Here is an 18,378-nt window from a genome sequence, read left to right as displayed (position 1 = left end):
GGCCATGCGCCGGCAGGCGACCCGGACAGGTTCGATATGACAACCGCTCTCTTCTCGCGAACGGCTGCACCTCTTTTTTCCGGTCTTGCGGCACTCCTTCTCTCGGTCTCCATGGCGCTGGCCGCACCGGCCATCGTGGTCGATGCCGGCTCCGGCCGCGTGCTACACGCGGAGGATGCAACGCTCGCCTGGTATCCGGCCTCGATCACCAAGCTCATGACGACCTATGTCGTGCTCAGCGAGATCCGCGCCGGGCGCATCACCTTAGAGACGCCGCTGACGGTGAGCGCGACGGCCACGGCGGTGATCCCATCCAAGATGGGCTTCAAGCCCGGGACCGAGGTGACGGTCGACAACGCCCTGAAGATGATCATGGTCAAGTCGGCCAACGACATGGCCGTCGCGCTGGCGGAAGGCGTCGGCGGCTCCGTCGAGAACTTCGCCGCCATGATGAACGCTTCGGCCAGCCGGCTCGGCATGCACGACAGCTATTTCGTCAACCCGCACGGCCTGCCGGACGAGCGCCAGCGCACCAGCGCCCGCGACATGGCCGTGCTCGCCCGCGCCTTGCTGACGGAATTTCCCCAGTACAAGGATTACTTCGGCATCGGGGCGATCCGCTTCGGCAAGCGCATCATGCGCAACACCAACGGCCTCATCGGCCGCTATCCGGGTGCCGACGGCATGAAGACCGGCTTCATCTGTGCCTCCGGCTTCAACGTGGTTGCCACGGCGACGCGGAACGGGCGCACGCTGATCACGGTGGTACTGGGCGCGCACAACGCCACCGAGCGCACGATCCGCGCCGCCGCGCTCTTCGACAAGGGTTTCGCCAGCACCGGGTGGGCCGGTTCGACGCTGGAGGCGATGCCGGTCTCCTATACCTCGCCGCCGGACATGCGCGAGGCCGTCTGCGGCCGTAACCGCGGAACGGTGGGCGAGGATGGCGACGAGATGCAGACGGTGGAGGCTAATGCCGGCCTGTTCAACATCTTCTCGCCCTCACCCGGGCTCTCGAAGGTGATGGGCGACAAGCCGGGCACGCTCGGGCCGCGTGAGCCGACGACGCCCATCGACGTCTATGTCGGCCGCGCCCCAGGTGCCAAGGCTGCGCCGGCTGCCGTTGCCGCGACGCCACCAGCCGCTCGCGCCTTCGCGCCCAAGGAAGCGGAGGGCCCTGCGCTCGGCGGCAGCGGCCCGATGGTGCTTCAGGGGGCCGTCCGGCCGCCGCCGCGCCCCGTCATGAAGACGCAGGCCCCGGCGAAGAAGACCGTCCAGAAGACACCGCCGGCCCGGAAGGTGAGCGGCAACTAGCGTCCCGGACTGGTCGCGCCCACAGCACTGACCCGGTCTTGCGCTTGTCCATCGCGCGATAGATGTAATAGTAGAACGTTGTCGCCGGCGCAGGGCCGGCGGCTTGCAATGCATGACGCGACCGCCGGCATGGCCGGTGGCCCGTCAGCCATGCGGGATTTTCTTTCCATGACCGCTGACCAGCCCAGCCGTCCGGCGCCGATCCCGCTCAATGTCGTCACCGGTTTCCTCGGGGCGGGGAAGACGACCCTGCTCAATCGCCTGCTGCGCGACCCATGGATGACGGACACCATCGTCATCATCAACGAATTTGGCGAGATCGGGCTCGATCATCTTTTCGTCGAGAAGGTGGACGAGGACCTGGTGCTGATGACGGCCGGCTGCCTGTGCTGCAGCATCCGCGGTGATCTCGTGGCAACGCTGGAGGACCTCCTGCGCAGGCGCGACAACGGCCGCATCCGGCCCTTCCGCCGTGTCGTCATCGAGACCACAGGCCTCGCCGATCCGGCCCCCATCCTGCACACGATCCTGCGCCACCCCTATCTCTCGATGCGCTATGCGCTCGACGGCGTCGTGACACTCGTCGACGCGGTCAATGGCGAGGCGACGCTCGATGCGCATGAGGAGGCGATGAAGCAGGCCGCCGTGGCCGATTGCCTCGTCCTGACCAAGGCCGATCTCCTGCGGGGCGATGACCTACGCAGGCTCGAGAGACTGACAGCGCGTCTTGGTGCCCTCAACCCCGCAGCGGACGTCGTGCGCGCGGACGATGCCACCGCGACCGCCGAGCGCCTTCTCGACCGCGGCCTCTACAGCCCGGATGGCAAGATCGGCGACGTCGCCCGCTGGCTCGGCGCCGAGGTCTTCGAGGACGCGCATCATCATGGCCATGGGCACGATCAGCATGGCCACCATGATCATCACCATCATCATCACGACGATCATGGCCACGGCCACCACCAGCACGACGTCAACCGGCATGATGCGCGCATCCGCGCCTTCTGCCTGACGAGCGACCGACCGATCCCGGCCCCCTCCTTCGATCTCTTCCTTGACCTGCTGCGCTCGGCGCACGGGCCGAACCTGCTGCGCGTCAAGGGCCTCGTCGCTGTAAAGGAGGAGCCGGAGCATCCGGTCGTCATCCACGGCGTGCAACATATCTTCCACCCGCCGGTCGTGCTCGACGCCTGGCCGGACGGGGACCGGCGCACCCGCATCGTCTTCATCCTGCGCGACCTCGACGAAAGCTTCGTCAGGCGCCTGTGGGGCGCCTTCGACGGCACGCCTGCCGTCGACACGCCCGATGCTCAGGCGCTCACCGACAATCCGCTCGCCATCGGCGGAAGCCGCTGAGCCTCTGGAGCGGCTTTCCGGCACGCCCCCTGCTATGGCAATAGGCGACCGCTCCAGGACGGCAACATCCGTCCCGGTACGGGACGCCAGGCACAAGCGGGACCGGGCCGCCATGGAACAGAATGTCGTCCGTTTCAGATTCGGCGCGGTGATCGCCCCGGCTGGCTCGCCGTGTCCGGTGGCGCCCGGCAAGGACGAAAAAACGGGCCGCGATGATTTGGGTTGCCTTGTCATCGAAGAGCGCGCTGGCGCCCGGCTCGGCGACATCGCCGATGCGTGGGACGATCTCGCCCGCCGCGCTCTGGAGCGCAATGTCTTCGTCGAGCGGGCCTTCGCCCTCGCCGCGATGCAGCACATTGCGGGAGGGCAGGCCACCTCGGCCCTCCTCGTCTGGCGCGAACGCGGCGACGGCCGGCAGCTTGCCGGCCTCCTCCTTCTCGCCGCGCGACGGCGCCTCGACGTGCCCGGCCTCCTGCGCGGCTGGCATGTCCCACTCTCGGGTCTCGGCACACCGCTGATCGATGCCGACAGTTCCGAGGCCGTGGCCGCCGCAATCATCGATCACCTCTGCCGCCGCACACGCGCCGGTGCCGGCCTCGTCCTGCCGATGCTGGCCACCAAGGGCCCGGTGGCGACGACCTTTGCGGCGGCCGCCCGCGCCCGCGGCCTGCCGGTGGAGGCGCTCGACCGGCACGAGCGCGCCGTCCTCGACGGCGGGCAGGATGCCGAACGCCTCCTGCAAATCAACCTCTCGGCGAAGAAGCTGAAAGACCTGCGACGGCAACTGCGCCGGCTGGGCGACCATGGCCGGGTGCGGATCGAGGAGGCGCGTGACCCACAAAGCGTGCGGGATGCGACCGAGGTGTTCCTCGGCCTCGAGGCCTCGGGCTGGAAGGGCACGCGCGGCACCGCCCTCCTGCAAGACCGCGGCACGGCGACCTTCGTGCGGACGATGACGCGACTGCTAGCGCGCGAGGGGCGCTGCCATGTCGAGACGCTCTTGGTCGGCGAGATGCCGGTGGCGGCAGCCCTCGTGCTGCAGAGCGCAGACCAGGCCTGGTTCTGGAAGATCGCCTATGACGAGCGCTTCGCCCGCTTCTCCCCGGGCGTGCAGCTCACGCTCGCGCTCACCCACCGGCAATTGGCCGAAACCACCCTTACCCGCACGGATTCCTGCGCCATCGCGGACCACCCCATGATCGACCGTCTCTGGTCCGAACGGATGGCCGTCGCCGATCTCTTCATCGGACTGCACCGGGCGGACGATGTCCGGACGCGGATGACCTTGCGGTTCGAATTGATGCGTCGGTGGCTGCATGGCGCGGCGAAGCGCACGTACCACATGCTCAAACCGTAAAGGCCAACAGCTTGTTGATCCTGTCCCGCGCGACGGCGCCGAGGTCGTGAAGCATCAGGGGTGGCACTTGGGGCGATGAAGGGGTCGCATTGCATTTGAACCGCAAAACGTCCTTTCGCATCTTCTGAATAGCGGCGCAGATCTTCATCAGCTCATTTAGGGGCCAACATCAGACCATTTGACAGGCTTCAACATGATGGATCGCAGTCCGCGCGTCGGCCAGACGACACCGCCAAGTCCCGCTCCGACCTTTCAGACGCCTCCCCCATTTCCGCCCCTCGTACTGCTTTCGCCGAACGGTCTCCACGAATGCGGGCACACGCCACCGGCGTCACCGCCTGCCGATGTTCGTTCCTGGGATTCGACTACGGCTCTGGGCGCTGGCGGGCGCGGGACAGCCGAGGTTCCGTCCAGCCTTCCGGCCCCGCACCGATCCCGGCCGGATGCATCACCGGGCACGGCCGTGTCCGGCGCGAGCCCGGTTTCCATCGAACGGCCCGGGTCGGTCATGGCTGCTCAGCAAACGCTTGGGGCGGCTCCTCAAGCTCCAGATACCCCGGCTGCGCACGACCGGGCCGGCTCGAGTATGTCGCGCACGACCACACTGGAGACAGCGGAGTCTCCCACAACCAGCACTGCGGCTGCAATCCAAAGGGCGCTCGACGCATATGACGGGCAACTCGCTCGCATACGTCCCATGCTGACGCCCTTGGAGCACGCAATATTGGATCGTCCCCATCAGAACAACAAGGATCTCGCGCGCGCGAACAACGTTAGCGAACATACTGTCTGGGAGAGGCGGCAGGCGTTTCTCCGGTGCGGGCTTGTCACCACAGCCGCTTATGGCGGCGTTCAAGAGAACCGCATCGAACGCCAGAAGATCGGCGAAGCCTTAAAGAAGCGCCCGTGGATCGAGTCGAAAGACCTCGCGAAGCAACTCAATGTGAGCTATCCGCTGGTTCAATCCGAGCGGCGCATCAAGGAAAGGACGGATCAATTCAGGTGGGCTTTGGGGTTGGCAGACGAGCCACCGGCGGCAAGACAGCGCCCGCCGACGCAAGTGTTACCGGTTTGGACGGTCCCGCGGCCGGATGGAACGCTCCTCACAGTGCGCCCCGAGGATCGGCAGGAGGTCCTCGATCGATTGCATCCGGGTGCCACCACCTATGAGCTTCTTGAACCCCTCGAGCGCCGGTACGGCCCTATCGGGTACAGCACCCTCAACAGATGGCTTGGCCTTTAGGACGAGCGCAGCACCGCGGCCTGCCGCGGCGTCGATCACGTCCAACCGGGCTGCAACGACGACGCCGGCAGCGCGTCCTGCCCCGGGCACAGGCAGAAGCACGCCGGGCTTCTCGTTCCCGAGCGGCCCGCTTCGGCTTTGTCTGGCCCCGATCCGTCTCCCCAGGGAGCGGGACGGCGCCCCGGTCCTCGGGCTGGTTGCGTCTCTGGAGCGGGCGAAGGGAATCGAACCCTCGACATACAGCTTGGGAAGCTGTCGTTCTACCACTGAACTACACCCGCGAAGCCGGTGCGCGGCCCGTCGCGCGGTCGTCGCAGTGCAACGATGGCGACGTCTTTCCATAGCCGGTTCCGGGGCGGCTGTCACCATGCGGCATCGCAACGCCCGCGCCGCATCCCCCAGATTTCTCATTCGCCTTCGTTGCGGATGGCACCCCGCCTCTGCCATGCTGCAGCCGGAGGTGTGCCGATGGACGACCCATCCGATGTTCCGCCGGGCTGGGAGAGCCGTCGCGAGCGGCGCCTTTGGCTCATCGCCTATGTCGCCATGGTGATCGTCGTCGGCCTCGGCGCCGCGCGCCAGTTCCACAAGCTGTACGGCAGGCCCGGGCCGGCTTCGACGGCGGTCACCGATACGCGCTGATCCGTCCGAGCAGACGGGTCCCCCGCCGGCACGATCCCTGCGAGAGCTGGAGAGCGGGCCGTCGGAACGGCCGGAACCGTTTCACGGTGGGACAAACAGTTGCAGATCGGAACAGCCGGCATGGCACCCAAGGCCGCACACCCCTTGCAGAACGCGCCGCAGAAGCCGCACACCGCGCGCGGCACCATGGGCTGTGCTGCGCGCCCGAAAACGGCCTCCGGCGGCCGCTTTACCATCGAGCGGCAGCCCGCGGCCAAGCTCTCGGACATCGCAGAAGCCTGGGACGACCTCGCCCGCCGAGCCCTGGAACGCAACATCTTCACCGAACGGGCCTTCGCGCTCACAGCCGCGCTGCACATCGCCTCGGAACAGCACACGAGCGCCGTGCTCGTCTGGCGGGGCGACGGCAGGGCACCGCGCGATCTCCTCGGCCTCTTCCTCATCGATCGCCGACGGTTCGACGTACCCGGCGTGTCGCGCCTGTGGCACATGCCTTTCTGCGGCCTCGATACGCCACTGATCGACGCGGACAGCGCCGTGGCCGTCGCCGGTGCCTTCCTCGACCATATGGCGCAGCACGGCGCCCTGGCCGGCGGCATCCTGTTCCCGCTGCTTCCCGCCGAGGGTGCCGTGGCGCGGACGCTCGCAGCCGCGGCCGAGGCTCGGGACCTGCCGATGCGGCTCTTCGACCGCCACGAGCGGGCCGTGCTCAATGGCGGACACGCCCCGGAGGCATTCCAGGTAGCGAGCCTGCCCGGCAAGAAACTGAAGGAGCTGCGCCGCCAGCTGCGGCGGCTCGGCGAACTCGGCGAGGTGCACATCGAGACGGCGAGCGAGCCGCAGGCCGTGCGCGACGCCACCGAAATATTCCTGGCCCTCGAGGCGTCCGGCTGGAAGGCGGAGCGCGGCACCGCCCTGTTGCAATCCAGCGGCACGGCCACCTTCGTGCGCACCCTGACGCGGCTGCTCGCGAGCGAAGGCCGCTGCCGCGTCATCACGCTGCACGCCGGCGCGACGCCCGTCGCCGCGGGGCTCCTGCTGGATGCCGGCAGCCACAGCTGGTTCTGGAAGATCGCCTACGATGAGCAGTTTGCCCGCTTCTCGCCCGGGGTTCAGCTCACGCTGGCCCTCACCCGGTCCCAGCTCGAGCGCTCGACGGTGGAACGCACCGATTCCTGCGCCATCGCCGATCACCCGATGATCGACCACCTGTGGCCGGAACGGATGGCCGTCGCCGATCTCTTCGTCGGCCTGCGCCAGGAGGGCCACAGCCTCCCGATCGCTGTCGTCCGTCTCGAGCACCTGCGTCGCCGCCTGCGCGGCGCCGCCAAGCACGTCTACTACCGCCTGAAGGGATACTGACACATGATTGCCGAGATTATCGCCACCGAGGCCGATTTTGCCAGCCGCTTCCCCCGCGAGCCCTTCGCCACGCGCCACAACCTCGCCGACCACCCGTTGTTCTCGCTCACCGCGCTCGCGCGCCTCGCCAAGGCGCTGCCGCGCGACCGGGTGGAGTACAACGCCGGCGATGTCGCGCCGGGCGTCAAGCCGGAAGACGTGCCGACGCTGGACATGTCGGCCGAGGAGGTCGTGCACCGCATCGAGCAATGCAACGCCTGGATGGTGCTGAAGCGCGTCGAGGTGGAGCCCGCCTATCGTGCGCTGCTCGAGGAGGTCCTGACCGGCGTCGCCGAGAAGCTCGGCCACGGCTCCCTGGAAGAGGCCGGCTTCCATGACATCCAGGGCTTCGTCTTCGTCGCCTCCGCGAACGCGACCACGCCCTTCCATGTCGACCCGGAGGAGAACTTCTTCGTCCAGATCCGCGGGCCGAAGTTCTTCCACATCTTCGACAATCGCGACCGCTCGCTTCTGAGCGACGAGGAACTCGAGATGCTGCCCTCCAAGCACCGCAACAAGCGCTACGACCCGCGCCACGAGACAAAGGCGCAGGTCTTCTCGCTCCAGCCCGGCGACGGGCTCTTCGTGCCCCACCTGTGGCCGCACTGGGTGCGCACCGGCGACGGCCATTCCGTCTCCATGGCCATCACCTGGAAGTCGCCGCGGGCCGAGCGGCTCAATACCCTCCTGCGCGCCAACGGACTGCTGCGCAAATATGGCTGGCCACAACCCGCGCCGGGCACCAATCCGTTGATGGACGGCGTGAAGATCGCCGCCTATCGGACCATGCGCGCCGCCATCGAACCGCTGCGGCGTTCGGAGAGCATGCGCCGCACTCTGCGCGGCCTCGTGTTCGGGAGGCAGGCAAATTACTACTATGGTGAGAAGAAAGCCTGAGGCCCCATCCCACCGGCAGCACGGCCCTTGCGTCGCGCTCCGGCGCAACCGGTCAGCCGACTATACGTCCATGATGAAGTGCTTGGAGAGCTTCAACCCCTGCGCCTGGTAGTGCGAGCCGGCGCCGGCGCCGTAGAGCACGGCCGGGCGGGCGGCCATGCGCTCGTAGACGAGGCGGCCCACGATCTGCCCGTCCTCCAGGATGAAAGGCACGTCGCGCGAGCGCACCTCGAGCACGGCGCGGGCGCCCGAGCCGCCCGCCCCGGCATGACCGAACCCGGGATCGAAGAAACCCGCGTAGTGCACGCGGAACTCGCCGACCAACGGATCGAACGGCACCATCTCGGCCGCATAGTCCGGTGGCACGTGCACCGCTTCCTTGGACGCGAGGATGTAGAACTGGCCCGGATCGAGGATGATCTCGCCCTGGCCGCCAGCATAGAGCGGCTCCCAGAAGGCGCTCGCCTGATAGGCGCCGGGCCGGTCGACATCGACGAGGCCGGTGTGGCGCTTGGCGCGGTAGCCGACGAGGCGGCGCTCGCCGAAACCGGCTAGATCGACGCTGACGGCGACGCCAGCCTGGATAGAGGGCTCGTGCGAGGCGACCACCCGCGCCTCCTCATGCAGGGCGGCAAGCTCCGCGTCGCTCAGTCGGCAGGCGCCGTGGCGGAAGCGCAGTTGCGACAGGCGCGAACCCTGGCGCACCAGCACCGGGAAGGTGCGCGGCGAGATTTCGGCAAACAGCGCCCCCTCATAGCCGGCGTCGATGACATCGAACTCGCGGCCGTGGTCGGCGATGACGCGGGTGAAGACATCGAGGCGGCCGGTCGAGCTCTTGGGATTGGCCGCGGCGGCGAGCCCGGCGGGCAGCGCAAGCCCCTCCTGCAGCTCGGCGATGTAGACGCAGCCCGTCTCGAGCACGGCACCGCGCGTCAGATCGATCTCGTGCAGGGAGAGACCAGCGAGCCGCTCGCGCACCGAACGGCCGCGGCCGGGCAGGAAGCTCGCCCTGACGCGATAGGCCCGTGCGCCGAGGCGCAGGTCGAGGCTCGCCGGCTGGATCTGGTCCCCGTCGAAAGCGGCCGCGGCGCGGATCACGCCGGCCTCGGCGAAGGCGGCGATCGTCTCTGCAGGCTGGATGCCGGGAACGAGTGGAACCATGAAACCTCGCAGGAACCTCGCGGGGACAGGGGACGACGCCCGGGGCCCGGGCGCGGGAGTTCCGTGATTAGCGCGCTTTCGTGGCAAAGGCTATGGCTGCGCGTGCTCGTCCCGTTCGGGCGGGGAAAAGCCCGAAGCACGCACCTGCGGAGCCTCGCGAAAGCGGTACCAGCCGGCGAGCGCGCGGCCGACGGCGGTCGCGAGCGTCATGGCAGCGAAGGCGTAGGCGATCACCGGAAAATGCTGCGGCAGCGCCAGCATGAGGAGGAAGGCGAGGATCGTCTCCGTGCCCTCCGCGAGGCCGGCCGTGAAATAGATGGACTTTGGGCCGCGCGTCTCGGTCTCCCATCCCCGCCGGGCCGCCACCGCTGCATAGGCGAGGAAGGTCGCGCCGTTGACGTAGAAGCTACCCAGCAGGACCGCCGCGGGGAGCGCATTGGCGTCGGGATCGCGCAGCGCGAAGGCGAGCGGAAAAGCGCCATAGAGGGCGAAATCGCAGACAATATCGAGAAAGCCGCCGCGATCGGTGCGCCGGCCGGCCCGCGCGATCGCCCCGTCGAGACCGTCCGCGACGCGCCCGACGAGGAAGAGAAGGGCGGCAAGGGCATCGAGCCGCAGGACGACCGCTGCGGCGCCGACAAGCCCGGCGGCGAAGCCCGCGAGCGTCACGGCGTCTGCCGCAACGCCAGCTGCGGCCAACCGCCGGCCCGCGACGGCGAGCGGCGGGTCGATGACACGGCGCATGATCCCGTCGAGCATGTCGTGCTGCCTCCCCGGCGCGCGGGGCGATTGACGCTCGGCCCCGTTAGCGCTTACCACGCCGGACGGGGCGTTGTCCGTTCGCGACGTTCACGGAGCTGCGAGATGTACAGGGCCGAAACCAAGGGAATTCGCGTCACTGTCGAGCCGCGTTTCCTCGAGGATGAATCTTCGCCGCGCGACGGACGCTTTTTCTGGTCCTACACGGTCGAGATCGTCAATCTCAGCGCCGAGACGGTGCAGCTCAAGACCCGCCACTGGACGATCACCGACGGCGAGGGCCGCTCGCAGGAGGTGCACGGCCCCGGCGTCATCGGCGAGGAGCCCATCCTTGAGCCGGGTGAGAGCTTCACCTACACCAGCGGCTGCCCCCTTTCAACGGCCCACGGCACGATGGTGGGCTCCTACGACATGATCACGCAGCGCGGCGAGCGTTTTCCCGTGGATATCCCGCTGTTCCCGCTGGACAGCCCCTATGTGCGGCGGGTCATGCATTGATCCTTCGCAGCAGCAACCGATCGGGCCCCGCATGACCGGCACGCGCCTTTCCCCTCTCGACATGCTGGCGCGGCTCGTCGCCTTCGACACCGAGAGCGCCAAGTCCAACCTCGCGCTCGTCGAATTCGTCGCGACCTATCTCGACGGCTGGGGCGTGCGCTACATCCGCCTGCCGAACGCCACCGGCGACAAGGCGGCGCTGCTCGCCACCATCGGCCCCGCCGTGCCCGGCGGTGTCGTCCTCTCCGGCCATACCGACGTCGTGCCCGTGGCCGGCCAGGCCTGGACGAGCGATCCCTACAACCTGCGCGTCGCGGACGGGCGCGCCTATGGCCGCGGCGCGGTGGACATGAAGGGCTTCTGCGCGCTGGCGCTCGCCCTCGTGCCCGAGTTCCTGGCTGCGGATCTCAAGCGGCCGATCCACATCTTCCTCTCCTATGACGAGGAAACGACCTGCCTCGGCGTGGCCGACGGCATCGCCTGCTTCGGCAAGGACCTGCCGCTGCCCGGCGCCGTCTTCGTCGGCGAGCCGACGGGCCTCGAGGTGGCCGATGCGCACAAGAGCGTCGTGACCTTCGAGACTGAGGTGCACGGCGTCGAGGCGCATTCCTCGAAGCCCGAGCTCGGCGCGAGCGCGGTCATGGCCGCCTGCGATCTCGTGGCGGAACTCAACCGCATGGCCGAGGACTTCGTGGCGCGCGGTGACGCGTCCGGCCGTTTCGACCCGCCCTATACGACGATCCACATCGGCACCATCGCCGGCGGCACGGCGCGCAACATCCTCGCGCGCAACTGCGCGTTCCACTGGGAGTTCCGCGGCCTGCCGGATCTCGACCCTCAGGAGATTCCGCGCCGCTTCGCCGCGGTATCCGAGACGGTCCTCGCGCGCATGCGGCGCACGGCGCCGGCGAGCCGCATCGAAACCCTGTGCGAGGTCTCCGTTCCCGGCCTCAGGCCCGACACGGGCTCGGCCGCCGAGACGCTGGCGCTGCGCCTTGCCGGCCGCAACCGCACCATCACCGTGCCCTTCGGCACGGAGGCCGGGCACTTCCAGAACGCCGGCATCGCCACCGTCGTCTGCGGCCCGGGCACCATCGACCGGGCGCATCAGGCGGACGAATACATCACGCTCGCGGAACTAGAGGCGGGCGCCGCCTTCATGCGCGACCTGGCGCGCAGCCTCGCGCAATAGGCGACGTCAGCCACGCCGCTTGCGGAAGGCGAGCTTGGTCCAGCTCACACCCGGCTGTCTGAGCTTGCGCGCGACTGTCTCGTCGGCCGTGCCGCGCCGGTCCTTGCCGTCCTCAGCCGGCATCGGCTTCCTCGGCGACATCGGCCGGGTCGATGTCGTAATGGCGGGAGCAGAATTCGCAGGTGATGCCGATGCGGCCGTTGTCGCCCACCATGTCGGCGCGATCCTCGGGCGAGAAGCGCTTGAGCATGGCAAGGATGCGGTGAGACGAGCAGCGGCAGCTCTCCTCGACCGCCTGCGGCTGGAAGACGCGAACGCCGCGCTCGTGGAAGAGGCGATAGAGCAGTTGCTCGCGCGTCAACGTCGGATCGAGCAGTTCGTGGTCCTCGACGGTGGAGACGAGGAGCTTGGCCTCCACCCAGGCGTCGTCCTCGTCCGGCCCGGCCGCCGGATTGTGCCCCTCAGGCGCATCGCCGGGATCGAGGTCCGGCCGGCGCATGCGCTCGACCGAGCGCGGCAGGAACTGCACCATGAGGCCACCGGCCCGCCAAGCATGATCGCCGCCCCCCATCGCCTCGCCGACAGCGAGGCGCACGAGCGTCGGGATCTGCTCGGACTGGCGGAAGTACTGGTGCGCCGCCTCCTCGAAGCTCTGCCCCTCGAGCGCCACCACGCCCTGATAGCGGTTCATGTCGCCGCCCTGGTCGATGGTGAGGGCAAGATGGCCGTGGCCGATGAGGTCTCCCGTCGCCGTCGCGCGCGCGGCGATAGCCGCCTCGAGGCGCGCGGCATCGAAGCGGGCGCAGGCGCGCAGCCGGCCCGGCGCGTCGAAATCGACGATGACCATGTCGACCGGCCCGTCGCTGCGCGTCTGCAGCTGGAAGCGGCCATCGAGCTTGAGAGCCGAACCGAGCAGCGCCGTCAGCACTAAGGCTTCGCCGACCACGCGCGAGACAGGGGGGGGATAGTCGTGGCGTGCGATGATCGTGTCGACGCTCGTCCCGAGGCTGGCGACGCGGCCGCGCACGTCGAGCCCCTCCACCGCGAAGGGCAAGACGCGGTCGTCGCCGGCCGGCGGCGCAGCCATGTCCATTACGCGATTGCTCCCAGACACCAAGCCAGAATACCCTTTTGTGCATGGAGGCGGTTCTCCGCCTCGTCGAAGACGACCGAAGCCGGCCCGTCCATCACCTCGTCCGTCACCTCCTCGCCGCGGTGCGCCGGCAGGCAGTGCATGAAAATGGCATCCCTGGCGGCAGCGGCCATCAGCTTGCCGTTGACCTGATAGGGCCTCAGCAGGTTGTGGCGGCGGCCTTCGTCCTCGTCACCCATGGACACCCAGCAGTCGGTGACTACCGCATCGGCCCCCTCCACTGCTGCGAAGGGGTCGCTCGTGACATTGACGCGCGCGCCCTCCCGCCGGGCGAAGGCGATGACCTCCTCGGGCGGGGCGAGCTCCGGCGGGCTCGCGATGTTGAGCGTGAAATCGAGCCGCGCCGCGGCGTGCACCCAGGAGGCGAGCACGTTGTTGGCATCACCCGACCAGGCGACCGTGCGGCCCGTGATCGGGCCGCGATGCTCTTCAAAGGTCAGCACGTCGGCCATGATCTGGCAGGGATGCGAACGCTTCGTCAGCCCGTTGATCACCGGCACGTCGGCATGGCGGGCGAGCTCCAGCATCGCCTCGTGATCGAGGATGCGGATCATGATGGCATCGACATAGCGCGACAGAACGCGCGCCGTATCGGCGATGGTCTCGCCGCGGCCAAGCTGCATCTCCTTGCCCGTCAGCATCAGGGGCTCGCCACCGAGTTCGCGCATGGCGAGGTCGAAGGAGACGCGCGTGCGCGTCGACGGCTTGTCGAAGATCATGGCCAGCACCTTGCCGGCGAGCGGCTTCTCCTTCGGCGGCTGGCCTTTGCGGCGCCCGGCCTTCAGCGCGGCGCTGGCGTCGAGCACCTGGCGCAGGTCGTCTTGCGTGAAATCGGTGAGGTCGAGGAAGTGGCGCACGGAGCCGCTCATCACGCCGCTCCCTTCTCGACCGAGCGGGCGGCCTCGACGGCCGCGGCGGTCGCCTCCAGGCGTTCCAGCGCCTCGCTCACCTCGGCCTCGCCGATGGTGAGCGGCGGCAGCAGCCGCACCACGTTATCGCCGGCGCCGATGACGATGAGCCTGTTGGCCCGCGCCGCATCGACGAATTCCGTATTCGGCACGGCCAACTTGAGGCCGAGCATCAGCCCCTCGCCGCGCACCTCGGCGATGACACCAGGATGCCTGTCCTTGAGCGCGGCAAGGCGCTGCTTGAGGAGCAGGCCGGTCCGCGCCACCTGATCGAGGAAGCCGGGCGCCAGCACCACGTCGAGCACCGCATTTCCGACCGCCATGGCGAGCGGATTGCCGCCGAAGGTTGTGCCGTGAACGCCATAGGTCATGCCGCTCGCCGCCTCGGCGGTGGCGAGGCAGGCACCCATGGGGAAGCCGCCGCCGATGCCCTTGGCCACCGCCATGATGTCCGGCGTGATGCCGGCCCATTCGTGCGCGAAGAGCTTGCCCGTGCGGCCGACGCCGCTCTGCACCTCGTCGAGGATGAGGAGGAGGCCCCGCTCGTCGCAGAATTTGCGCAGGCGGCGCAACGCCTCGGGCGCGACGGCGCGGATGCCGCCCTCGCCCTGGATCGGCTCGATGAGGATGGCGCCGGTCTGCGGGCCGACGACGGCCTCGAGCGCCTCCCAGTCGCCGAAGGCGACCTGGTCGAAGCCTTCGACCTTGGGGCCGAAGCCCTCGAGATATTTCTTCTGGCCGCCGGCGGCGATGGTCGCCAGCGTGCGGCCGTGGAAGGCGCCCTCGAAGGTGACGATGTGGAAGCGCTCGGGCTGGCCCTTGGACGAATGGTAGCGCCGGGCCATCTTGATGGCGCATTCCAGCGCCTCGGCGCCGGAATTGGTGAAGAAGACATTGTCGGCGAAAGTCGCATCGACCAGCCGCTGGGCGAGCCGCTCGCCCTCGGGGATGCGCACGAGGTTCGACGTGTGCCAGAGCTTGCCGGCCTGCGCGGTCAACGCCTCGACGAGATGCGGATGGCAATGGCCGAGGGCGTTGACAGCGATGCCGGCGCCGAAATCGAGGTATCGCTCGCCGCTTCGCGTCACGAGCCACGCGCCCTCGCCCTTCTCGAATTCGATGTCGGCCCGCGCATAGGTCTGCAGAAGCGGCGAAGTCACGTCTCTCGTCTCCGCGATGAGGCGCCGGCCTGCCGCCGGACGCCTCGGATTTTCCCGAAAATCAAAGTGCCGCCCGGGCAGGGGCGGCACCGTCCACAATTTTAGATGGGTCACAGGGACTGTCAATTCAATCGCATTGATACGATCGATCAGCCGGCGCCCGATTGCTGTCACGATCTTGGGGAAAACGCAGATCGGCCGGCGCGAAGCCTTGCTCGTGCCTTCCCTCATATTGTAGCTTCCGAGCCACAGACCACGACATATCGTGTGGCCAATTCCCTATCGGCGCTACCTGCAGCAGGATGCGACGAGGCGAGAGCCTCTTTCGCGCTCCCCTTGCGCGCGCCGGAACGAGCCGGGCGGAGAGAGCGATGAGCGATCAGAGCAATACCTGGAGCGACGAGCGGGTGGAGCTGCTGCGCAAGCTCTGGACCGAAGGCCTTAGCGCCAGCCAGATCGCCGCTGAGCTCGGCGGCGTGACGCGCAATGCCGTCATCGGCAAGGTGCATCGCCTCGGGCTTTCCGGCCGCGCCAAGTCGGCGGCACCGGCGGCCTCCCGGCCGCGGAAGGCCGCGCACACACGCAGCCCGAGCCATCCTATGACGCAGCCATCGGGCCAGACCGTCGTGCGCGGCAACACAGCCCTCGCCGCGGCGCCCGAGCTCGAGACCGAGGCGGTGCCGCAGGAACAGTTCCAGCCCCAGGACGAGGTGGTCGTGCCGCTGAGCGAGCGCGTGACCATCATGGAGCTGCGGGAAGCCATGTGCCGCTGGCCGATGGGTGACCCGACGACGCCGGACTTCCGCTTCTGCGGCGCGCGCTCCCTCCTCGGCATGCCCTATTGCGCGCACCATGCGCGCATCGCCTACCAGCCGGCGGCGGACCGTCGGCGCGAGAAGAAGGTGATGCGCTCCTGACCGGGGACAGAAGCGGCCAGCAAAGAGGCCGGAGCGGGCCGCTCCGGCCTCTTTGCTGGCCGCACCGGGGGATGGCGGCAGCATCGCGCTTCACTCCGCGTGCGAAAAGGTCTCGTCGAAGGAATAGCCGGCGCCGCGCACCGTGCGGATCGGGTCCGGCTTGCGGGCCCGGTTGATGGCTTTGCGCAGGCGTCCGACATGCACGTCCACCGTGCGCTCGTCGATATAGACGTCGTGGCCCCAGACGCCGTCGAGCAACTGCTCGCGCGTGAAGACACGGCCGGGGCTCTGCATCAGGAACTCGAGCAGCTTGAACTCGGTGGGGCCGAGGTGAAGCTCGCGGCCAGAACGGCGTACGCGCCGGGTCTCGCGGTCGAGCTCGATATCGCCGGCGGTGAGCACGGTGGCCACATGGCCCGGCTTGGCGCGGCGCAGCAGGGCACGCACGCGCGCCAGGAGCTCCGGTACGGAGAAGGGCTTGACGACGTAATCGTCCGCGCCGGTCGCGAGACCGCGCACGCGCTCGCCCTCCTCGCCCCGGGCGGTGAGCATGATGACGGGCAGCCGTTCCGTTTCCCGGCGGGCACGCAAGCGCCGGCATAGCTCGATGCCGGACAGTCCCGGCAGCATCCAGTCGAGCAGCACGAGGTCCGGGACCTGCTCGCGCAGGCGCACCTCGGCCTCGTCACCGCGCGCGACGGCATCGACGGTATAGCCTTCGGCCTCGAGGTTGTAGCGCAGGAGGAGTGTGAGCGGCTCTTCGTCTTCGACGATGAGGATACGGGGTCCCATCGGTCCTTCCGTGGTGGACGCTGGCGCGTGATCGACACTTACTGCCGGCCGGAGACCGGCACGGTGGTGAAGCTCGAGTCGTCGCTCTTCGGCCGTTCGGCGGCGAGCGGCTTTCCGGTGACAAGATAGTGGATGGTCTCGGCGATGTTGGTGGTGTGGTCGCCGATGCGCTCGATGTTCTTGGCGAGGAACAGGAGATGCGTGCAGAAGCTGATGTTGCGCGGGTCTTCCATCATGTAGGTCAGCAGTTCGCGGAAGATCGAGGTGTAGAGCGCGTCGATGCGATCGTCGCGCTGCCACACGTCGAGCGCGCGGGCCGTGTCCTTCTGCGCATAGGCGTCGAGCACATCCTTGAGCTGGGCCTGCACGAGGTCGCTCATGTGCTGCACGCCACCGACGATCTTCTGCGGCTGCATCTCGTTGCTGATGGCGACGACACGCTTGGCGGTGTTCTTGGCGAGGTCGCCGACGCGCTCGATATCGCCCGCCACGCGGATGGCGGAGACGATCTCGCGCAGGTCGACCGCCATCGGCTGGCGCTTGGCGATGGTGAGCACGGCGCGTTCCTCGACGTCGTGTTGCAGGGCATCGAGCCGCTCGTCAACGGCGATGACCGCCTGGGCGAGGGCTGCATCGCGCCGCACGAGGGCTATCGTCGCATCGCCCAGCATCTTCTCGGCGATGCCACCCATCTCGGCGATCTTGCTGCGCAGGGTATCGAGCTCGACGTCGTACGAGCTGACGATATGATCGGTCATCGTCGGCAATCCTTGTTGCTGCGGCAGCCTCAGCCGAAGCGCCCAGTGATGTAGTCTTGCGTCCGCTTGTCCTGCGGCGCCGTGAAGATCTGCTCCGTCGGCCCCTCTTCCACGAGCTTGCCGAGGTGGAAGAACGCCGTGCGCTGCGAGACGCGCGCCGCCTGCTGCATCGAGTGCGTGACGATGACGATGGTGTAGTTCTCGCGCAATTCGTCGATCAACTCCTCGATCTTTGCCGTGGCGATGGGATCAAGCGCCGAACACGGCTCGTCCATGAGGATGACCTCGGGATTGACGGCGATGGCACGGGCGATGCACAGGCGCTGCTGCTGGCCGCCGGAGAGGCCGGTGCCCGGCGAGGCGAGACGGTCCTTCACCTCCTCATAGAGACCGGCGCGCTTGAGGCTCATGGTGACGACCTCGTCGAGGTCGGCCTTGGAGCTCGTGAGCCCGTGGATGCGCGGCCCGTAGGCGACGTTCTCGTAGATCGACTTGGGGAAGGGGTTCGGCTTCTGGAACACCATGCCGACCTTCGCCCGCAACTGCACCGGGTCGAGATTCCGGTCATAGATGTCGCTGCCGTCGATCTCGATGCGGCCGCTGACGCGGCAGATCGGTATCGTGTCGTTCATCCGGTTGATGCAGCGTAGGAAGGTGGACTTGCCGCAGCCGGACGGGCCGATGAAGGCGGTGACCGCCTTCTCAGGAATGTCAATCGAGACATCGTGCAAGGCGTGCTTGTCGGCGTAATAGACGTTGACCTCGCGGGCCACGACCTTCGTCGCTGCCTCGTCCGCGACTTCGGCCACCGTGGCCTTCGCCAGCTCGATGTTCGGCATCGTCGTCATCATTGAGAACTCCCTTCGGCCCGCG

Annotated in this window: 18 protein-coding genes and 1 tRNA gene; 10 read left to right on the top strand and 9 right to left on the bottom strand. The window is 68.2% G+C overall.

Annotated elements, in window-relative coordinates; genetic code table 11:
- The first annotated feature begins 36 nt into the window (after positions 1-36).
- The 4 genes from P2T65_RS12370 (at position 37) to P2T65_RS12355 (ending at position 5,267) form a co-directional block, all read left to right on the top strand.
- Positions 37-1,314 carry a D-alanyl-D-alanine carboxypeptidase family protein gene (locus tag P2T65_RS12370; RefSeq protein WP_276199876.1) on the top strand — a complete coding sequence of 426 codons (1,278 nt, stop codon included), beginning with the start codon at positions 37-39 and terminating at the stop codon, positions 1,312-1,314.
- 168 nt (positions 1,315-1,482) lie between these two features.
- The gene (locus P2T65_RS12365) at positions 1,483-2,667 is read left to right on the top strand and encodes a GTP-binding protein (protein WP_276199875.1); all 1,185 of its coding nucleotides are present in this window, start codon (positions 1,483-1,485) and stop codon (positions 2,665-2,667) included.
- A gap of 112 nt (positions 2,668-2,779) precedes the next feature.
- Positions 2,780-4,024, top strand: a complete 1,245-nt coding sequence (locus P2T65_RS12360) for a GNAT family N-acetyltransferase (protein WP_276199874.1) — start codon at positions 2,780-2,782, stop codon at positions 4,022-4,024.
- A gap of 697 nt (positions 4,025-4,721) precedes the next feature.
- Positions 4,722-5,267 (top strand): hypothetical protein, encoded by a 546-nt coding sequence (locus P2T65_RS12355; RefSeq protein ID WP_055459762.1) that lies wholly within the window; start codon positions 4,722-4,724, stop codon positions 5,265-5,267.
- Positions 5,268-5,473: 206 nt separating this feature from the next.
- On the opposite strand, the gene P2T65_RS12350 is transcribed toward P2T65_RS12355, so the two are convergent.
- Positions 5,474-5,548: transfer RNA gene (locus tag P2T65_RS12350), tRNA-Gly, on the bottom strand.
- Between the two features lie 187 nt (positions 5,549-5,735).
- On the opposite strand from P2T65_RS12350, the gene P2T65_RS12345 reads away from it, so the two are divergent.
- From P2T65_RS12345 to P2T65_RS12335, 3 genes are all read left to right on the top strand, one after another.
- Complete coding sequence (locus P2T65_RS12345; RefSeq protein ID WP_276199873.1) at positions 5,736-5,909, top strand: hypothetical protein; 174 nt, start codon at positions 5,736-5,738, stop codon at positions 5,907-5,909.
- Positions 5,910-6,029: 120 nt separating this feature from the next.
- Positions 6,030-7,271, top strand: coding sequence for a GNAT family N-acetyltransferase (locus P2T65_RS12340; RefSeq protein WP_055459763.1), 1,242 nt, complete (start codon positions 6,030-6,032; stop codon positions 7,269-7,271).
- A 3-nt stretch (positions 7,272-7,274) separates the two neighbouring features.
- On the top strand, positions 7,275-8,207 hold the full coding sequence (locus tag P2T65_RS12335) for a cupin-like domain-containing protein (RefSeq protein ID WP_055459764.1): 933 nt from the start codon (positions 7,275-7,277) through the stop codon (positions 8,205-8,207).
- Positions 8,208-8,267: 60 nt separating this feature from the next.
- Here P2T65_RS12335 and P2T65_RS12330 read toward each other — a convergent pair whose 3' ends face one another.
- Together P2T65_RS12330 and P2T65_RS12325 are read right to left on the bottom strand one after the other, a co-directional pair.
- Positions 8,268-9,368, bottom strand: a complete 1,101-nt coding sequence (locus tag P2T65_RS12330; protein WP_055459765.1) for a 2'-deoxycytidine 5'-triphosphate deaminase — start codon at positions 9,366-9,368, stop codon at positions 8,268-8,270.
- Between the two features lie 90 nt (positions 9,369-9,458).
- Positions 9,459-10,127 carry a CDP-alcohol phosphatidyltransferase family protein gene (locus P2T65_RS12325; protein ID WP_055459766.1) on the bottom strand — a complete coding sequence of 223 codons (669 nt, stop codon included), beginning with the start codon at positions 10,125-10,127 and terminating at the stop codon, positions 9,459-9,461.
- Between the two features lie 105 nt (positions 10,128-10,232).
- Here P2T65_RS12325 and apaG point away from each other — a divergent pair, with 105 nt between their 5' ends.
- Together apaG and argE are read left to right on the top strand one after the other, a co-directional pair.
- The gene (apaG, locus tag P2T65_RS12320; RefSeq protein ID WP_055459767.1) at positions 10,233-10,625 is read left to right on the top strand and encodes a Co2+/Mg2+ efflux protein ApaG; all 393 of its coding nucleotides are present in this window, start codon (positions 10,233-10,235) and stop codon (positions 10,623-10,625) included.
- Between the two features lie 31 nt (positions 10,626-10,656).
- Entirely contained in the window at positions 10,657-11,817 is a 1,161-nt protein-coding gene (gene argE / locus P2T65_RS12315; protein ID WP_055459768.1) for an acetylornithine deacetylase, read from the top strand.
- 112 nt (positions 11,818-11,929) lie between these two features.
- Here argE and P2T65_RS12310 read toward each other — a convergent pair whose 3' ends face one another.
- The 3 genes from P2T65_RS12310 to P2T65_RS12300 are packed head-to-tail and all read right to left on the bottom strand — an operon-like array spanning position 11,930 to position 15,038.
- A complete protein-coding gene (locus P2T65_RS12310; RefSeq protein ID WP_055459769.1) occupies positions 11,930-12,910 on the bottom strand; it encodes an Hsp33 family molecular chaperone in 981 nt (326 codons plus the stop codon).
- On the bottom strand, positions 12,910-13,839 hold the full coding sequence (argF, locus tag P2T65_RS12305; RefSeq protein ID WP_055459770.1) for an ornithine carbamoyltransferase: 930 nt from the start codon (positions 13,837-13,839) through the stop codon (positions 12,910-12,912). Before argF ends, P2T65_RS12310 begins: the two co-directional genes overlap by 1 nt.
- Positions 13,839-15,038: an aspartate aminotransferase family protein gene (locus P2T65_RS12300; RefSeq protein ID WP_055459915.1), complete on the bottom strand. Its 1,200-nt coding sequence runs from the start codon at positions 15,036-15,038 to the stop codon at positions 13,839-13,841. Before P2T65_RS12300 ends, argF begins: the two co-directional genes overlap by 1 nt.
- A gap of 371 nt (positions 15,039-15,409) precedes the next feature.
- On the opposite strand from P2T65_RS12300, the gene P2T65_RS12295 reads away from it, so the two are divergent.
- Entirely contained in the window at positions 15,410-15,955 is a 546-nt protein-coding gene (locus tag P2T65_RS12295; protein ID WP_055459771.1) for a GcrA family cell cycle regulator, read from the top strand.
- Between the two features lie 90 nt (positions 15,956-16,045).
- Here the strand turns inward: P2T65_RS12295 and phoB are convergent, their stop codons facing one another.
- From phoB to pstB, 3 genes are read right to left on the bottom strand one after another with little or no spacing between them, the layout of a single operon-like run.
- On the bottom strand, positions 16,046-16,747 hold the full coding sequence (gene phoB / locus P2T65_RS12290; RefSeq protein ID WP_055459772.1) for a phosphate regulon transcriptional regulator PhoB: 702 nt from the start codon (positions 16,745-16,747) through the stop codon (positions 16,046-16,048).
- 38 nt (positions 16,748-16,785) lie between these two features.
- The gene (phoU, locus tag P2T65_RS12285) at positions 16,786-17,505 is read right to left on the bottom strand and encodes a phosphate signaling complex protein PhoU (RefSeq protein ID WP_055459773.1); all 720 of its coding nucleotides are present in this window, start codon (positions 17,503-17,505) and stop codon (positions 16,786-16,788) included.
- A 29-nt stretch (positions 17,506-17,534) separates the two neighbouring features.
- The gene (gene pstB / locus P2T65_RS12280; protein WP_276199918.1) at positions 17,535-18,344 is read right to left on the bottom strand and encodes a phosphate ABC transporter ATP-binding protein PstB; all 810 of its coding nucleotides are present in this window, start codon (positions 18,342-18,344) and stop codon (positions 17,535-17,537) included.
- Positions 18,345-18,378: the final 34 nt, after the last annotated feature.

Source organism: Chelatococcus sp. XZ-Ab1 (assembly GCF_029309855.1).
GTDB lineage: Bacteria > Pseudomonadota > Alphaproteobacteria > Rhizobiales > Beijerinckiaceae > Chelatococcus_A > Chelatococcus_A sambhunathii.
Note: the sequence above shows the minus strand (reverse complement) of the source record. Positions and strands in the feature narration are given on the sequence as shown.

What these genes read in the sequence shown, in the direction of transcription:
- P2T65_RS12370 (WP_276199876.1), top strand. Translation starts at nt 37, where the DNA reads ATGACAACCGCTCTCTTCTCGCGAACGGCTGCACCTCTTTTTTCCGGT.
- P2T65_RS12365 (WP_276199875.1), top strand. Translation starts at nt 1,483, where the DNA reads ATGACCGCTGACCAGCCCAGCCGTCCGGCGCCGATCCCGCTCAATGTC.
- P2T65_RS12360 (WP_276199874.1), top strand. Translation starts at nt 2,780, where the DNA reads ATGGAACAGAATGTCGTCCGTTTCAGATTCGGCGCGGTGATCGCCCCG.
- P2T65_RS12355 (WP_055459762.1), top strand. Translation starts at nt 4,722, where the DNA reads ATGCTGACGCCCTTGGAGCACGCAATATTGGATCGTCCCCATCAGAAC.
- P2T65_RS12345 (WP_276199873.1), top strand. Translation starts at nt 5,736, where the DNA reads ATGGACGACCCATCCGATGTTCCGCCGGGCTGGGAGAGCCGTCGCGAG.
- P2T65_RS12340 (WP_055459763.1), top strand. Translation starts at nt 6,030, where the DNA reads ATGGCACCCAAGGCCGCACACCCCTTGCAGAACGCGCCGCAGAAGCCG.
- P2T65_RS12335 (WP_055459764.1), top strand. Translation starts at nt 7,275, where the DNA reads ATGATTGCCGAGATTATCGCCACCGAGGCCGATTTTGCCAGCCGCTTC.
- P2T65_RS12330 (WP_055459765.1), bottom strand. Translation starts at nt 9,368, where the DNA reads ATGGTTCCACTCGTTCCCGGCATCCAGCCTGCAGAGACGATCGCCGCC.
- P2T65_RS12325 (WP_055459766.1), bottom strand. Translation starts at nt 10,127, where the DNA reads ATGCTCGACGGGATCATGCGCCGTGTCATCGACCCGCCGCTCGCCGTC.
- apaG (WP_055459767.1), top strand. Translation starts at nt 10,233, where the DNA reads ATGTACAGGGCCGAAACCAAGGGAATTCGCGTCACTGTCGAGCCGCGT.
- argE (WP_055459768.1), top strand. Translation starts at nt 10,657, where the DNA reads ATGACCGGCACGCGCCTTTCCCCTCTCGACATGCTGGCGCGGCTCGTC.
- P2T65_RS12310 (WP_055459769.1), bottom strand. Translation starts at nt 12,910, where the DNA reads ATGGACATGGCTGCGCCGCCGGCCGGCGACGACCGCGTCTTGCCCTTC.
- argF (WP_055459770.1), bottom strand. Translation starts at nt 13,839, where the DNA reads ATGAGCGGCTCCGTGCGCCACTTCCTCGACCTCACCGATTTCACGCAA.
- P2T65_RS12295 (WP_055459771.1), top strand. Translation starts at nt 15,410, where the DNA reads ATGAGCGATCAGAGCAATACCTGGAGCGACGAGCGGGTGGAGCTGCTG.
- phoB (WP_055459772.1), bottom strand. Translation starts at nt 16,747, where the DNA reads ATGGGACCCCGTATCCTCATCGTCGAAGACGAAGAGCCGCTCACACTC.
- phoU (WP_055459773.1), bottom strand. Translation starts at nt 17,505, where the DNA reads ATGACCGATCATATCGTCAGCTCGTACGACGTCGAGCTCGATACCCTG.
- pstB (WP_276199918.1), bottom strand. Translation starts at nt 18,344, where the DNA reads ATGCCGAACATCGAGCTGGCGAAGGCCACGGTGGCCGAAGTCGCGGAC.